This window comes from Marinobacter sp. L-46 (assembly GCF_056859535.1).
This window is the reverse complement of sequence record NZ_JBSXOP010000062.1, coordinates 1-16,074: the sequence shown is the minus strand read 5'-3', so window position 1 is coordinate 16,074 and position 16,074 is coordinate 1. Positions and strand designations below refer to the sequence as shown.

Sequence of the window (16,074 nt, the reverse complement as noted above, 5' to 3'; positions counted from 1 at the left end):
GCAAGCACCCCCTGTTACCGCTCGACTTGCATGTGTTAAGCCTGCCGCCAGCGTTCAATCTGAGCCATGATCAAACTCTTCAGTTTAAATCATACAAGAACCCGTAAGTTCTTAATTCTTGCTCAAGACAAAACTCAATTTTCGACGAGTCACTGTCCTGATATTTCGTATCCGAAATACCTCGGCCAGCGCCCACACGAATTACTTGGTTAACTTGTTAAAGAGCGCTTGAGCTGTGTTGCTCAACGAGGAGGCGAATTCTACATTCTTCTCCGAGACTGTCAACGCCGATTCCTAAATTATTTTTCTTTATTTCGGTTTCCCGCTACCAGGACAACCAGAGCTGTTCAACCTTTGCACGAAATGTGCAAAATTCGAACTGACGCAACCTCAGTTACCCCGAAACCCCTTCGCCACCAGGTACACTTCCCGGGACCGGGCCCTGGAAGAATCCGGCTTGCGCACGACTACTTTATCGAATACGGCACGCACGGCCTTCACATATTCGTCATAGCCTTCGCCGTGAAACACCTTGGCCACAAAGCTGCCTTTAGGTTTGAGCACCTGGCACGCCATATCCAGCGCCAGCTCTACCAGATACATGGACGCGGCCTGGTCTGCTGCATTCACACCGCTGATATTGGGCGCCATGTCGGAGATGACCACATCGGCACGGGCACCGTCGAGTACGGCCATGATCTGGTCAAACACGTCCTGCTCAGTGAAATCACCCTGGATAAATTCAACACCCGCAACGGCATCCATGGGCAGTATGTCCGAGGCCACGACTCGCCCCTTGTGACCTACCAGCTTCGCTGCAACCTGAGACCAGCCGCCCGGAGCGGAGCCCAGGTCCACCACCAGCATATTAGGCTGGATCAGCCGGTCTTTGTCGTTAATCTCCAGGAGTTTGTAACTGGCACGGGATCGATAGCCATCTATCTGCGCCTGCTTCACAAAGGGATCGTTGACGTGCTCTTCGAGCCAGCGGTTACTGCTTTTGGAACGGGCCATGGGGTGTCTTCTGTCTACTGCGGGAAAGACTGCATTGTACGCGGCCACCCTCACTACCGCAAAAGCCGCCGAGCCTGACAATACAACGGGGCAACAGTACAATGACGCCACTGTTGCAACCGCTACCCAATGCAGGAACCCGGCCGTGAAACTGGATGACATCAAGAAACTGCACCAGAAAAAGTATCGCCAGTCACTGGGCCACTTCCTGGTGGAAGGGGAGCACCTGGTACTGGAGCTGGAAAAAGCCGCCACCGGAAACCCGCACTGGCAGCAGGCCAAGCTGTTTGTCACCAGCACCTATGAACATTGGCCCAGCTCCTGGCCAAAAACCATCATCAGCGACCGCCAGATGGCTCAACTGGCTGACACTAAAACTCCGCAAGGGATTCTTGCCGTGGCGCCGCTTCCCACTGATAAGGCAGGCACATCAACAGCCGGCGGGAAAGCGGTCTATCTACATGAGGTTCAGGATCCTGGAAACCTGGGCACGATCCTGCGCACCCTGGCCTGGTTTGGCGGCGTGCGCTGCCTGCTCAGCCCCGGCAGTGTCGATCCCTATAACCCGAAAGTTGTGCGCGCCAGCATGGGCGCCATCTTCCATGTTCCGCTGGAAACCGATGTAAACCTGGACTCACTCCCAAGCCGTTATCCCCGCATTGCCTGCCTGGACATTGGCGGAGAGCCAATCACCAGCCCAGGCTTCCAGAACCACGACTGCTATCTTTTTGGCAACGAAGCCCGGGGTGTGCCGGAAGAGGCCCTGACCAGCTTGGGCACTGGGCGCTTCACCATCCCCGGCGCGGCTGCGGTGGAGTCTCTGAATCTTGCTTCGGCGGTGAATATGGTGGTTTATGAGTTGAATCGGACATTGCCTTAGACAGAACTCTCTGGAGCTACCGCTCATGTACATCAATGGAAGTTGGATTAAAGACCGAGCGGATTTCATCGTTACCAACCCGGCAACCGGCGAGACCATAGGACGGGTGCCAGACTGCACCGACCAGGATATCGAAGCGGCCATCGCCTCCGCCGACCAGGCATTCCGGGCGTGGCGAAAAACAACGGCCTATGAACGCTCGCAGCTACTTTACCGGGCCTGGGAGCTAATGATCCGCCAGAAGCGCTCACTGGCAGAGTTGATGACCCGCGAACAGGGCAAACCCCTGAAAGCTTCCCTGAACGAAGTACAATACGGCGCAGACTTCCTGCTGTGGTTTGCAGAAGAAGCCAAGCGCATGTACGGACAGATCATTCCCTCGGCCCGCGAGAATCAGCGTTTCCTGGTGTAGAAATCCCCTGTGGGCGTTGTTGGCGCAATTACGCCCTGGAATTACCCTATTTCGATGATTACCCGCAAGCTTGCTCCTGCCCTGGCCGCCGGCTGCACCGTCGTTCTCAAACCCGCCGAAACCACGCCTTTGTGTGCCGCGGCCATGATGGAAATCTTTGAGGAAGCCGGCTTTCCACCGGGGGTAACAAATCTGATTACGGTTGAGACCCCCGCCCAGGTTGGCGAAGCCTTCTGTACAGACCCGCGCGTCCGAAAGCTCACATTCACCGGATCTACTCCCGTTGGAAAAATGCTAAATGGATTAGCGGCCGCCAACATGAAGCGAGTCTCAATGGAGCTCGGCGGCCATGCCCCGGCCATCGTATTCCCCGGTGCAGACCCGGTGCATGCGGCCAAGGGCCTGTCTCTGGTCAAGTTCCTCAATACCGGCCAGGCCTGCATCAGCCCAAACCGGATATTCGTGCTTGAAGACCATGCCAAACCCTTTATCAAGGAACTGAGCAACCGCGCCAGCCGACTTGTTGCGGGTAACGGTATGAGTGACGGCGTTGGCATTGGCCCGCTGATTAACGAAGCGGCCATTCAGAAAGTGGACGACCAGGTTCAGGACGCCCTTGCCCGAGGTGCCAAAGCTGAAACCGGCGGTCACCGCCTGACCGATAACGGGTTATCGGGTGGCCACTTCTACGCACCCACCGTGTTGTCCGGCGTAAAAGCGGATATGAAGATTTATCGGGAAGAAACCTTCGGACCGGTTGCACCCGTGATTACCTATCGCTCGGAAGACGACGTTATTGCCATGGCCAACGACACAGACTATGGCCTGGCGGCTTATATCTATAGCAACAACCTGGCCACCGCCATGCGGGCATTTGAGGCGCTGGACTTCGGCATTATCGGCATTAACGATATCAATCCCACCAGCGCCGCCGCGCCATTTGGCGGCATGAAGAACAGTGGCCTTGGCCGTGAAGGCGCCAAGGAAGGCATTGAGGAATATCTGGAAACCAAACTTGGCGGGTTTGCGATCTGAGCCTAAAAAAGGCAGGGCAAGGACGCCACAAATCAGGCTGGAGGCTGCCAAAGATATCATTGAATACCTGAAACTCCAGCCATAGGCAGCAACCCGGGTGTCGTAACCGGTACAACGCTCCAATAGTAACGCGTTAGCCGAAAACGGCGTGCCGGCAATGGTAATCCCCCAGCCAGTTACAATGCCGAACCCGAGCGCCAGTAACCCGTAGTCGGGCCAGATCGGGCCGAGAATGCTGCCTGACAAAGTACCGGAAATGATCGGATTAACACCGACGGCACCGCCGGCAAAGAACAGCCAGGGCACCAGTACACAGTGAACAAACCAGCCCATAGTCTGAATTGACACGTCGACACGCAGCGGCCTACACTAAAATTTACTGCAGAATTATATTTTGCACAGCGAAACAAAAAATATAAAACAGGATGGCTCTATGAACAAAACAAAAACCAAGATCGTATCCGCACTTCTTGCATGCAGTGCAACCACTGCCTGGGCTGCAGGTAATGTTGATCTGCCACAAACCATCGGGATGACCGCCTATGGCACCAGTTCGGCCGGCTATAGCCAGATGGTTTCTATCGGCAACCTGCTACGCAATGAGTACGGCGTATCCCTGCGGATCCTGCCTGGCGAGAACGACGTTTCCCGGATGACACCACTCAGAACCGGGCGCGTACCTGTTTGTTCCTGTGGCATTGCCGCTTATTACGCCGCCGAAGGCGTACTGATGTTCTCCGAGGACAACTGGGGGCCGCAGCCGGTTCGGGTTATTACCACCTCCATTGCCAGTTTTGGCCTGAGCATTGCTGTAGCCGGCGATATCGGCGTAGAAACCCCCTATGACCTCAAGGGCAAACGCATTTCTTACATTCGTGGTGACGATGCCCTGAACCTCGGCACCGAAGCCATGCTGGCCTTTGGCGACCTCACCTGGGATGACGTGGAGCGAGTAGACTTCCCGGGATACGGCCGTGCCTTTGACGGCATCGTCGCCAATCAAAGCGATACCGCATTTACCGTTTCTGTCGCCGGCGGCCCACAACAGCTTTCCGCCAGTCCGCGCGGTATATCCTGGCTGGAGCTTGATCCTGAAGACACCGAGGGCTGGGAGCGACTGCGCTCCGTGGCTCCCTATTTCCAACCGCACCTGGTTACTTCCGGCGCCGGCATCAGCAAGGATGAGCCGTGGATTGGTTCCAGCTACCCCTACCCCATCATCATCGCCAACGCCGATGCCGATAAAAAGCTGGTGGACGGGCTGATTCGTGTCTTCACCGAGGATTACGACAAGTACAAGGACTCCGCACCGGGCAATGCAGGCTATGCCTTGGAGAACCAGAATCTCAACTGGGTCATCCCGCTGCATGATGTAGTCGTTGACTACTACAAGGAAATCGGCCACTGGACGGAAGATATGCAACAGCACCAGGACATGCTGGTACAGCGTCAGAATATCCTCCTGGACACCTGGGAGAGCTACACCAAGGCCAACCCGCCTGCCGACAAGGAAGCCTTCAAAAAGGGCTGGATGACGGCGCGGGCAGAAGCACTTCAAGCGGCGGGCATGAATCCGGTATTCCGGTAAAACCTGCTGTCCTGGTTGAAACCTGATTCCGGTGTAAAGACAAGGGGTCTGTTACACCGGAGTTCTTTCAGGAGTCTTACTGCATGTCTGAAACACACAACATTGAACCGTCGAAAGAAAACGTCAGCGGCATCCGGCGGCTTTCCGGCGGATGGCCATGGGTCCCCAGGGTTGCAACCCTTGTCCTGACACTGCTGACGATTGACTACCTGTTCAATTTGCAGCTGATCAATATTGTTACCAAAGTGGAAAGCCAGTTTTTCTATGTGGTGGTGGCACTTATGCTACCGCTGGTTTTTCTGCTTTGGCCAATGTCACGCCACGCTTCCCGGAACAAGGTTCCCTGGTACGACATCATCCTGTTCCTTGCCGCCTCGGTTATCTGCGGGTTCTTTGTCTACAACGCGGAAACTATTCTGGATTACGGCTGGGAATACGCGGCACCACAATACGCCGTAGTGTTCAGCTTCCTGTTCTGGGTTACTGTCATCGAAGCCATTCGCCGGGCCGGCGGCCTGCCGATTGCCATGATTGTCGGTGTCGCCAGCCTGTACCCGATATTTGCAGACAAGCTGCCGGGCCCCATCCAGGGCTTTCCATCTGCCCCCGACCAGACCGCTATCTACATGGCCATGAGTCGAGAAGGCATCATGGGCGTGCCCTTACAAGCCTTTGCCAACATCGTGATCGGCTTCCTTCTGTTTGGCGTCGCCCTGCAGAAAACCGGCGGCGGTCGTTTCTTTATCAACCTGGCCTTCGCATTGCTAGGCCATGTTCGGGGCGGACCGGCAAAGGTTGCGGTTTTCTCCAGCGGCCTCATGGGATCCATGAGCGGCAGCGTAATCACTAATGTGATGACAACCGGAGTGATGTCAATTCCGGCAATGCGCCGAGTCGGCTTCAGCCGTTCCTACGCAGCCGGCGTAGAAGCCTGTGCTTCTACAGGCGGCGTTCTGATGCCACCGGTTATGGGTGCCACCGCGTTCATCATGGCCGCGTTCCTGAACATTCCCTACGGCACCATTGCACTGGCGGCAGTCGTGCCCTCCGTACTGTACTTCCTCGGCCTGTTTATCCAGATTGATGCCTATGCTGCCCGCAACAAGCTTCAGGGCCTGCCCGCCAGTGAATTACCATCGCTCAAGCAAACATTAAAGGAAGGCTGGTACTTCATCTTCGTGTTTGCCCTGCTGATCTGGATGCTGTTCTTCCTGCGACGAGAGGCCACGGCACCATTCTTTGCAACGGTTCTCTTGCTGGTGATCAACCAGGTACTGCCCTACCAGCGCTGGAAGTGGCAAGACGTGAAGGACTTCTTCGCAGAGTCAGGGAAGCTGTTTGCAGAGCTGATCGCGATCCTCACCGGTGTTGGCTTGCTGGTAGGTGCACTGTCGGTTACCGGGCTGTCAGGCACTATTGCCAATGACCTTATCTACCTTGCCGGTGGCAACACCCTGGTACTGCTTTTGATGGGAGCACTGACCAGCTTTGTGCTCGGCATCGGCATGACAGTTACAGCTGCCTATATTTTCCTGGCGGTTGCGCTCGCACCGGCCCTGATAAACGGCGGCGGCATGGATCCCCTGGCCGTTCACCTGTTCATCCTTTACTGGGGCATGCTCAGTTTCATCACCCCACCGGTTGCCCTGGGCGCCTTTGCCGCTGCAACGGTTGCCGGCTCCAACGCAATGAAAACCGGTGTGGAAGCCATGCGGCTGGGCAGCGTGATCTACTTTATCCCGTTCCTGTTTGTGCTTAATCCAGCGCTGATCTTTCAGGGTACCTGGAGCGAGATTCTCCTGGTGATTGTACAAGCACTGATTGGGGTAACGTTGATAGCATCGGCGATGCAAGGCTGGCTGATCGGGGTAGGCTCTCTGGCAGCAAGCAAACTGTTGCAATGGCCAATCCGGCTGGGACTCATTGCCGGTGGCATGATCCTTGCCATCCCCGGTGGCGGACCGGTTCCGCTGACCAATCTGGAATTGTCTCTTATTAGTGCTGCGTTGATCATTCCTGCGGTCATCGCCGCCGCACTGACGCACAAGAAACACGAAAGAAGGGAAAAGGCCCTGGCCTGAGACGGTCCTGCCCGGAGGGTGACACACCCTCCGGGCAATTCAATTACAAAAAGCCGGAAAGTCTCTGGCGCACAATCCCTTCAGCCTCTTCCATGATTCTGCGGACCAACTCATCGCATGAAGGGATATCATTAATCAACCCAACAACCATGCCACAACTCCAGGCAGCTTCATCCATCTTGCCTTCCTGCAACACCAGCTTACCCTTTGCACCTGTGACAAGGTGACGGATATCGTCAATAGTTTCCTGATCACCCTTTTCACTCTCAATCCGGATGATTTCCCGCACGGCGGCGTTATCCATCACCCGCTCGGTGTTCTTCAGGTTACGCATGATCAGCCGGGTCTGCAGTTCATTGGCATCCACAATTGCCTGCTTCACGTTCTCATGAACCGGCGCTTCTTTGGTAGCCAGAAAACGGGTGCCCATATTCATGCCTTCGGCACCCAATGCCATAGCTGCTACCAGGCTCCGGCCATCGGCCATCCCGCCAGATGCAATGAAAGGTATCTTCAGCTCTTCGGCTGCACGAGGCAGCAGGATGAAGTTTGGCACATCATCCTCACCGGGATGTCCGCCGCATTCAAAGCCGTCCACACTGACGGCATCACAACCGATTCGCTCGGCCTTCAAAGCGTGGCGAACAGATGTGCACTTGTGGATAACCTTGATACCCGCAGCCTTCAACTGCGCCATGTACTGTTCAGGACTGCGGCCAGCGGTTTCAACCGCCTTGACACCGCTGCGGATGATGACGTCAATGTACTCGGGATAAGGCGGCGCGTTGAAGGACGGCAGGAAGGTCAGGTTGACGCCGAAGGGTTTATCCGTCATCTGCTGGCAGCGGGCGATTTCACTGGCGAGATGTTCAGGCGTAGGCTGGGTCAGGGCGGTAATCATGCCCAGACCACCGGCATTGGATACCGCCGATGCCAGTTCGGCAAAGCCTACGTTGTGCATGCCACCCTGTACGATCGGGTGTTCGATTCCAAATAACTCCGTAATTCGTGTTTTCACGGCATCACTCTTTTGTTGTTGATAAACATTTCCGGCCCTTAAACGTGAAGGAGCCGCTGCTGCGGCTCCTTCGTTGTCTTGCGATTACAGCTGCAGCGAGCGAACTTCCAGAAACTCCTCAAGCCCCCACTTGCCGAACTCCCGTCCGATACCGGAATGGCCAAAGCCACCAAAGGGAGCCAGCGGGTTAAAGCCGCCACCGTTCACGGACACCTGACCGGTCCGGAGCTTTGCAGCAAAGGCCTTCGCCCTTTCCTGATCTGCCGACCAGACTGCTCCGGACAGCCCATAGGCTGTGCCATTGGCAATACGCAAGGCTTCGGCCTCATCACTGTAGGGAATCACGCACAGCACGGGACCGAATATTTCTTCCTGAGCGATTGTGCTGTTCGGATCTACATTGCCAAAGACGGTTGCCTGTACAAAGTATCCCTTGTCCAGACCGTCCGGCGAATCCGGACCGCCGGCCATCAGGGTTGCGCCTTCGGCAACACCGAGCCGGATGTAATCCACCACCCGGTCCCGCTGTTGCGAGGAGGCCAAGGGGCCCAAACGGGTAGTTTCATCCAGCGGGTTACCCGGAGTCATTCGGGCCGCGGCTGCAGCCGCCAGCTTGCACGCCTCGTCATGGCGATCGGCGGGCACCAGCAGCCGGGTCAGGGCGGTGCAGGTTTGTCCGGAGTTGAGCAGGCAGTTGCTCACTGTGCCTTTTACTGCGGCTTCCAGGTCCGCATCCGGCAATACAACCGATGCCGATTTGCCGCCCATTTCCAGCGCAATTCGCTTGAAATCATCTGCAGCGGCGTGGGCAATCGTGTGGCCGGTACGAGTGGATCCGGTAAAAGACACCATGCGTACATCCGGATGCCGGATCAGGGTTTCACCAACGGTTTGCCCGGCCCCGCATACCATGTTGAACACTCCCGCCGGCAGGTCGGTTTCATCCAGAATGTCTGCGAGGATAAAAGCTGCCTGCGGCGCAATCTCAGAGGGCTTCAGCACGACGGTGCAGCCGGCAGCAATCGCGGGTACTACCTTCAGAATGATCTGATGCAGCGGGTAGTTCCAGGGCGTAATACAGCCAACCACCCCGACTGGCGCATATTGCACTTCCGAGTTACCAGACTGCTCAACGAACGGAAACTCCGGCAACATATCGGTATAGGTCTTGGTTACAGTTGCCGGCAGACCAGCCTGGATTGCCGTGGCAAGCTTCAGTGGCATGCCCACTTCCCGGCTGACCGCTTCCGCAATTTCCGGTGCCCTTTGCTTGAGTCCAGCATGCAGCTGGCCAAGCACGTTCACCCTTTGCTCTACAGAACTTTCAGACCAGACCTCAAATGCTGCATGCGCAGCGGCAATTGCCAGTTCCATCTGTCCCGGATCGGACATAGGCACCCGGGCAATCACGTCGCCGGTGGCCGCTTCATGCACATCCGCCATGTCGCCGTTCCAGTCGACCCAGCTACCATTAATGTAGTTCTTGTTCAGAATCTTCATGTTTTTCCCTCAGTCGAAGACAATCACGCCACGCGCGTTCTTGCCCGAGATCATGTCGTCAAAGGCCTGAACAGCTTCATCTATGGAGTAAGTCTGGGTGATCAGCTCATCGAGTTTAAGTTTACCCGCACGGTACAAACCCAGAAGTCGCGGAAAATCGTGTTGCGGCCGGGCTGAACCCAGCCAGCTGCCCTTCAGGGTGCGCTCGTCGGCCGGCAGGGTGAGCGTAGTAATCGAGGTTTTGTCTTTCGGGTCAGCAACCCCTACCACGACGGCGGTACCACCGCGCCCAAGCGACTTGTAGGCTTGCTCAACCACAGCACCTGCACCAACGCACTCAAAGGCGTAATCCACACCGCCGGTCAGTTTTCTGATGGCCTTGGCGGCATCGTCCACTTCATTGAGGTCGATCGTGTGGGTGGCACCGAATTCCCGCGCCATGGCAAGCTTTTTCGGGTTGTTGTCCACCGCCACAATCATTTCGGCACCGGCGGTTGCGCAGCCCTGAACGGCGTTCAGGCCAACACCGCCAATACCGAACACCGCAGCTCTGGAACCCGGCTCCAGCCCGGCAGTATTAAATACAGCACCCACACCGGTCATCACGGCACAGCCCACCAATGCGGCGTTCTGTAGTGGCACATCCTCTGCAACCTTCACGCAGTTATCCACATGCAGGGTTGCATACTCCGCCATCACGCCGCAGGCGCCGAACACATTCAAGGGCTCGCCCTGACTGTCGCGGGTTCGAACGGTTCCATCGGGCAGTGTAAACATCGCCTTGCGGGCGCTTTCACACAGAACCGGATGGCCACGCACACACTGGCGGCACTTGCCGCACATTGAGATAAACGAACTAACAACGTGGTCGCCTTCACTGAAGCCTTCCACACCCTCGCCAACTTCAACCACCACACCGGCCGCCTCGTGGCCCAGTACCAATGGCGGTGGATACTGAATCTTTCCAGTGGTGGCTGAAAGGTCGCTGTGGCACACGCCGCAGGCGGCAACCTTGATGGTTATCTCGCCCCGTTTTGGTCCGTCCACCGTAATCTGTTCGACCTGTACCGGCTTGCCCCACTCCCGGCAGACCACCGCCTTTGCTTGTCTGTCCATTACCCTGACTCCTGTTGTTTTTGTGTTGATTCAGAGTTGGCGAGGCCGGTCAGAATGCCTCGTCAAACATATCCAGTGCCGTTGAGTCCACCGATTGCAGCAACTCAGCCGTTGCAACCACTCCGGGCAATTCGTACCGACAGAAATAATCGCAGGCGCGCAACTTACCCTGATAGAAGTCCTCCGTCTGCTCACCGGCCCCGCCTAGTCCGGCAAGGGCTTTCAGGGCCTGTCGCAACCAGAGCCAGCCGACAACCACCTGCCCGAAGGCGTCCAGATACAGAGTGGCATTTGCCAGTGCTTTTTCCTTGTCACCGGAGGCCTTTACCTCATTGATCACCCGGGTAGCTTCAACCATTGCTGACAGGGACCGCTCAAGTAGCCCGGCATTAGAAGCCAGCCGTTCCTGCTTGCGGGCCTCGGCAATAGTGGCTTCAATCCTGCGCACCAGTTCGCGGTAATACCGGCCATCGGCCATGGAAACCTTGCGGCCAAGCAGGTCGATGCCCTGAATACCATGGGTACCCTCGTGGATCGGGTTAAGCCGGTTATCCCGGTAGAACTGTTCCACCGGATATTCCCGGGTGTATCCGTAGCCACCATGCACCTGAATTGCCAGGCTGTTAGCTTCGAGACAATAACGGGAGGGCCAGGACTTGATCACCGGCGTGAGCAAGTCGAGCAGCCCGGCGGCAAGCTCGCGCTGCTCGCCAGTTTCCGCAAACTTCTTTTCGTCCACCAATACCGCACCCTGCAGACAAAGCGCCAGCCCTCCTTCCACATAGGCCTTCTGGGCCAGCAGCATGCGCCGGATATCGGCATGGCGGATCAGAGGCACCTGGGGGCTCTCCGGATCCTTTTCTCCAACCGGACGCCCTTGCTGCCGCTCGCGGGCATACTCAAGGGCATGAAGATAGCCGGTGTAACCCAGCATCACCGAGCCCAGACCAACGCCAATCCGGGCTTCGTTCATCATATGGAACATGGCAGCCAGGCCCTCGTGGGGCGCGCCAACCAGATACCCGACCGCCCCCGCTGCCTCACCAAAGTTCAACATGGTAGACGTCGTGCCACGGTATCCCATTTTGTGAATCAGGCCAGCCAGGGCGACATCATTGCGCTCGCCTAAAGAGCCATCTTCGTTAACCAGGACCTTCGGCACCAGAAACAGGGAAATTCCTTTTACGCCGGCCGGGGCCCCAGGTAAACGCGCGAGTACCATATGAATGATGTTCTCGCTCAGCTCGTGATCACCACCGGAGATGTAGATCTTGTTACCAAATAACCTATAACTGCCATCCGCCTGTGGCTCCGCGCGAGTGCGCAGATCTCCCAGAGAGGAACCTGCATGGGGCTCGGTCAGGCACATGGTGCCGAAAAAACGCCCCGCCAGCATCGGCTCGGCGTAGCGGCTTTTCTGCTCGTCGGAGCCATGGGCGAGAATCAGGTTAGCGGCCGCAATGGTCAGCCCGGCGTAGCCCTGAGTCCCTACATTGGCGCCTTTGAGCATCCCCACACACATCTGGGCAACCGCACTGGGCAACTGCATGCCACCGCGCTCGTAGTCCTGGCTGGCCGCCATCAGACCAGTACTTTTCAGTACGTCCAGCGCCTTGTGAACTTCCGGGCGCATGTGCACACGGCCATTCTCGAAGGTCGGCTCTTCTTCATCCACCAAGCGAGCATGGGGTGCGAACTCCTCTGCGGCAACTTTCAGCGCCAGGTCCAGCGCCGCCTGCAGCGTTTCACGACTATGGTCCTGATAGCGCTCAAATCTGAGCACCTTCTCTACTTCATGAAGTTCATAAAGCTGGAAAGCCAGGTCCCGGGTACTGACGATTTTCTGCTGCATGACGGCGCTCTCCGTTTATACCACTTCGAACAGGCCGGCTGCGCCCTGACCGCCGCCAATGCACATGGTGACCACCACATATTTGGCACCCCGGCGCTTGCCTTCAATCAGGGCATGGCCGGTAAGGCGGGAACCGCTCACACCATAGGGGTGACCCACAGAAATAGAGCCGCCATTCACGTTGAGTTTTTCCATCGGAATACCCAGACGGTCGCGGCAGTAGACCACCTGGGATGCAAAGGCTTCGTTCAGCTCCCACAGGTCAATGTCGTCCATGGTCAGGCCGTTACGGGCAAGCAGGCGTGGAACAGCAAACACCGGGCCGATGCCCATCTCGTCCGGCTCACAGCCTGCAACAGCAAAGCCACGGAAAATGCCCATGGGCTCGATGTTATGCTTTTCGGCATAGGTGCTGTCCATGACCGTACACACAGAGGCGCCATCAGAAAGCTGGCTGGCGTTGCCCGCGGTAACAAACTGGCCCGGGCCACGTACCGCGTCCAGTGACGCCAACCCTTCCAATGTAGTATTCGGGCGGTTGCACTCGTCCCGGTCCAGAGTTACCTGTTTTTCGCTCACTTCACCGGTTTCTTTGTCTTTAACCAGCATAGTGGCGTCAAAAGGCACAATTTCGTCGTCAAACTTGCCGGACTGCTGGGCCGCGGCGGTGCGCTGCTGGGAAACCAGTGCGTACTCATCCTGCGCTTCACGGCTTACGTTGTAACGCTGGGCGACAATATCGGCCGTTTCGATCATCGACAGGTACAGTTCCGGCTTGTTCTTCATCAGCCATTCGTTAGTAGCACGGAAGCCATTAAGTTTGTCGTTCTGAACCAGGGAGATGGACTCTACGCCACCAGCCACGATGGCAGGTACCTTCTCCGACATCACGCGCTGCGCAGCAATAGCAATAGATTGCAGGCCGGAGCTGCAGAACCGGTTAATTGACAGCCCGGCCGTAGTAACCGGGAGCCCGGCGCGAATAGCCGCCAGGCGTGCCATGTTCTTGCCCTGACAACCTTCGTGAAAGGTTGCGCCCAGAATGACATCTTCAACGATGGCAGGGTCGATTCCTGCACGCTCAACGGCGTGCTGGATAACGTGCCCGGCCAGATCAACACTGTGCGTGTTGTTCAGGGCACCACGATAGGACTTGCCAAGGCCGGTACGCGCGGTCGAAACGATGACAGCATCAGACATAAGATGAACTCCTTATAATTATAGATCGCTGAACTTGCGGCCTTCCGCCACCAGCTTCTCGAGCAACGGTGCAGGCTTCCACTGCTCGCCACCCACTGTGCTGTTGTAGTTCTTCACTGCCGCCAGAATATTGTCCAGCCCAACCTGATCTGCCCAGAACATGGGGCCGCCACGATACGCGGGGAAACCATATCCGTAGATCCAGACCACATCGATGTCCAGTGACCGGTCGGCAATGCCTTCTTCCAGGATCTTGGCACCTTCGTTGACCATTACGTACATGCAACGCTCAAGGATTTCCTGGTCGGTAACCTCCCGGGCTACGATCCCCTGTTCCTCGCGGAAGCTTTCAATCAGCTGTTCCACTTCCGGGTCGACAACCGGCGCGCGGCTACCTTCCTCATATTTGTAAACGCCAGCCTGGGTTTTCTGTCCCAGACGACCCTGCTCAACCAGCTTGTCCATCCAACTGGCCGGCACATCTTCACCGGCGTTACGACGCTCTTCACGAATACGATAACCGACATCAATGCCGGCCAGGTCAGACATCGCAAACTGCCCCATCGGGAAGCCGAGGTCGGTCAGTACCTTGTCCACCTGCTGCGGCGAAGCACCCTCGTTTACAAGCGCCATGGCCTCGGCACCGCGTTTATGCAGCATCCGGTTGCCAACAAAGCCGTGACAGTTACCGACCATGACTCCGACTTTGTTAATTTTCTTCGCTACGGCCATCACAGTGGCCTTCACCTCGTCAGACGTCTTGCTGCCACGAACATTTTCCAGCAGCTTCATTACGTTAGCCGGGCTAAAGAAGTGCATACCCACAACGTCTTCCGGGCGTTTGGTAGCAGAGGCAATTTCATCAATGTCGAGGGTGGAGGTGTTGGACGCCAGAATAGCGCCCGGCTTACACACTTCATCCAGCTTGGCGAAGATTTCTTTCTTGATAGCCATATTCTCAAATACGGCTTCGATCACCAGATCTACATCACGGAAATCGTCATAGCTCAGGCTGGTTTTGATCAGCCCCATGCGCTCTTCCACCTGCTCTGCAGTGAGCTTGCCTTTCTTGGCGGAGTTTTCGTAGTTGCGGCGAATTACGGCAAGGCCTCGATCAAGCGCGTCCTGTTTGACCTCAACGATGGTGGCAGGAATGCCCACATTGGCGAAGTTCATGGCAATACCACCACCCATGGTGCCGGCACCGATAATACCCACACTCTTCACCTCACGTACCGGAGTATCCTTGGCCAGGCCTTTGACCTTGGAAACCTCGCGCTCGGCAAAGAACGAATGAATCAGGCCAGCACGCTGCGGCGATTCCATGCATTCCTTGAACAGTTCACGCTCACGCTTCAGGCCCTCGGCAAACGGCAAGGTGAAAGCTGCTTCTACGGCGTCGACACACTTGAAAGGAGAGAACAGGCCACGGGCTTTTTTGGCCAGGCCAGCACGGAACTGGTCAAAGACATCGCTGCCCTTGTCAGCTTCAACCTTGTCGGCAATATCACGCACCCTGCGCACCGGAGCACCTTCAGCTGCCAGTTTCCGCGCATAGGCCAGCCCAACCTGGCGAATATCGTCACCGCCTTCAACAGCATCAACAATGCCCAGAGCCAGCGCGTCTCTGGCGCCTACGAAGTTGCCAGACGTAATCATTTCCAGTGCCTTCTGGGCACCCACAAGGCGAGGCAGGCGCTGGGTACCGCCAGCACCGGGCAACAGACCAAGCTTTACTTCAGGCAAACCCACCTTGGCAGACGCCAGGGCAACCCGATAGTGACAACCCAGAGCCGTTTCCAGGCCACCGCCCAGAGCGGTGCCATGAATAGCGGCAACAATGGGCTTGTCGCTTGATTCATAGGCATTGATCACATCGGGGAGGCCGGGTTCCTGAAGAGGCTTTCCGAACTCGCGGATATCCGCGCCCGCAATGAAGGTTCTGCCTTCGCAGACCAGCAAGAGGATGTCTGCCCCTGCATCTTTCTGTCCCTGCTCCAGGGCGGCAACCAGACCGGCACGCACCGCATGGCTCAACGCATTAACCGGCGGGTAGTTTACGGAAATGACACCGACATTCCCTTCACGGGTATAAGCAACAACCTCAGACATAATCTCCCCTCGCCTTTTGATGAAATATGGTTTTATCTAGCGAAATCATTTAACGATTTAATACAAGTTTACCCCTCATTTCAACCACCGTTTTGGTTCAGGTATAAGCGAGTAGGGTGAGGCGTCACCGCCTCATCCCTCTCACAGAACCGTACATACGGGCCACGTATACGGCTCATGCCATTAACTTACCCCGAACTCGGGGACAGTGATGCCGGTTTTGACCTTCGCAAGATCCATCAACTTCAGGTCATTGTGCAGGTAGG

Annotated in this window: 10 protein-coding genes, 1 rRNA gene and 1 pseudogene; 4 read left to right on the top strand and 8 right to left on the bottom strand. The window is 56.6% G+C overall.

Annotated features, from left to right (window positions below; translation table 11 throughout):
* A 16S ribosomal RNA gene (locus AC13DJ_RS09975) occupies positions 1-86 on the bottom strand; the annotation flags it as partial.
* A 304-nt stretch (positions 87-390) separates the two neighbouring features.
* On the bottom strand, positions 391-1,014 hold the full coding sequence (gene rlmE, locus AC13DJ_RS09970; RefSeq protein WP_482932807.1) for a 23S rRNA (uridine(2552)-2'-O)-methyltransferase RlmE: 624 nt from the start codon (positions 1,012-1,014) through the stop codon (positions 391-393).
* Between the two features lie 145 nt (positions 1,015-1,159).
* Here rlmE and AC13DJ_RS09965 point away from each other — a divergent pair, with 145 nt between their 5' ends.
* From AC13DJ_RS09965 to AC13DJ_RS09950, 4 genes and pseudogenes are all read left to right on the top strand, one after another.
* On the top strand, positions 1,160-1,894 hold the full coding sequence (locus tag AC13DJ_RS09965) for a TrmH family RNA methyltransferase (RefSeq protein WP_482932806.1): 735 nt from the start codon (positions 1,160-1,162) through the stop codon (positions 1,892-1,894).
* 25 nt (positions 1,895-1,919) lie between these two features.
* Positions 1,920-3,341 (top strand): annotated as a pseudogene (locus AC13DJ_RS09960) (NAD-dependent succinate-semialdehyde dehydrogenase).
* A gap of 433 nt (positions 3,342-3,774) precedes the next feature.
* The gene (locus tag AC13DJ_RS09955; protein ID WP_288371253.1) at positions 3,775-4,929 is read left to right on the top strand and encodes a TAXI family TRAP transporter solute-binding subunit; all 1,155 of its coding nucleotides are present in this window, start codon (positions 3,775-3,777) and stop codon (positions 4,927-4,929) included.
* A gap of 83 nt (positions 4,930-5,012) precedes the next feature.
* Positions 5,013-7,010: a TRAP transporter permease gene (locus AC13DJ_RS09950; protein WP_482932805.1), complete on the top strand. Its 1,998-nt coding sequence runs from the start codon at positions 5,013-5,015 to the stop codon at positions 7,008-7,010.
* A gap of 43 nt (positions 7,011-7,053) precedes the next feature.
* On the opposite strand, the gene AC13DJ_RS09945 is transcribed toward AC13DJ_RS09950, so the two are convergent.
* From AC13DJ_RS09945 to AC13DJ_RS09920, 6 genes are all read right to left on the bottom strand, one after another.
* A complete protein-coding gene (locus tag AC13DJ_RS09945; protein ID WP_288371250.1) occupies positions 7,054-8,028 on the bottom strand; it encodes an NAD(P)H-dependent flavin oxidoreductase in 975 nt (324 codons plus the stop codon).
* 84 nt (positions 8,029-8,112) lie between these two features.
* The gene (locus AC13DJ_RS09940; RefSeq protein ID WP_482932804.1) at positions 8,113-9,528 is read right to left on the bottom strand and encodes an aldehyde dehydrogenase family protein; all 1,416 of its coding nucleotides are present in this window, start codon (positions 9,526-9,528) and stop codon (positions 8,113-8,115) included.
* Positions 9,529-9,537: 9 nt separating this feature from the next.
* The gene (locus tag AC13DJ_RS09935; RefSeq protein WP_058342392.1) at positions 9,538-10,644 is read right to left on the bottom strand and encodes a zinc-binding dehydrogenase; all 1,107 of its coding nucleotides are present in this window, start codon (positions 10,642-10,644) and stop codon (positions 9,538-9,540) included.
* A 49-nt stretch (positions 10,645-10,693) separates the two neighbouring features.
* Positions 10,694-12,496 (bottom strand): acyl-CoA dehydrogenase, encoded by a 1,803-nt coding sequence (locus AC13DJ_RS09930; RefSeq protein WP_288371247.1) that lies wholly within the window; start codon positions 12,494-12,496, stop codon positions 10,694-10,696.
* 15 nt (positions 12,497-12,511) lie between these two features.
* Entirely contained in the window at positions 12,512-13,696 is a 1,185-nt protein-coding gene (locus AC13DJ_RS09925) for an acetyl-CoA C-acyltransferase (protein WP_232901767.1), read from the bottom strand.
* An 18-nt stretch (positions 13,697-13,714) separates the two neighbouring features.
* A complete protein-coding gene (locus AC13DJ_RS09920; protein ID WP_278351229.1) occupies positions 13,715-15,808 on the bottom strand; it encodes a 3-hydroxyacyl-CoA dehydrogenase NAD-binding domain-containing protein in 2,094 nt (697 codons plus the stop codon).
* Positions 15,809-16,074 lie beyond the last annotated feature (266 nt).

Coding starts and splice junctions, on each gene's coding strand:
- AC13DJ_RS09935 (WP_058342392.1), bottom strand. CDS start 10,644: ATGGACAGACAAGCAAAGGCGGTGGTCTGCCGGGAGTGGGGCAAGCCG.
- AC13DJ_RS09925 (WP_232901767.1), bottom strand. CDS start 13,696: ATGTCTGATGCTGTCATCGTTTCGACCGCGCGTACCGGCCTTGGCAAG.
- rlmE (WP_482932807.1), bottom strand. CDS start 1,014: ATGGCCCGTTCCAAAAGCAGTAACCGCTGGCTCGAAGAGCACGTCAAC.
- AC13DJ_RS09940 (WP_482932804.1), bottom strand. CDS start 9,528: ATGAAGATTCTGAACAAGAACTACATTAATGGTAGCTGGGTCGACTGG.
- AC13DJ_RS09930 (WP_288371247.1), bottom strand. CDS start 12,496: ATGCAGCAGAAAATCGTCAGTACCCGGGACCTGGCTTTCCAGCTTTAT.
- AC13DJ_RS09950 (WP_482932805.1), top strand. CDS start 5,013: ATGTCTGAAACACACAACATTGAACCGTCGAAAGAAAACGTCAGCGGC.
- AC13DJ_RS09920 (WP_278351229.1), bottom strand. CDS start 15,808: ATGTCTGAGGTTGTTGCTTATACCCGTGAAGGGAATGTCGGTGTCATT.
- AC13DJ_RS09955 (WP_288371253.1), top strand. CDS start 3,775: ATGAACAAAACAAAAACCAAGATCGTATCCGCACTTCTTGCATGCAGT.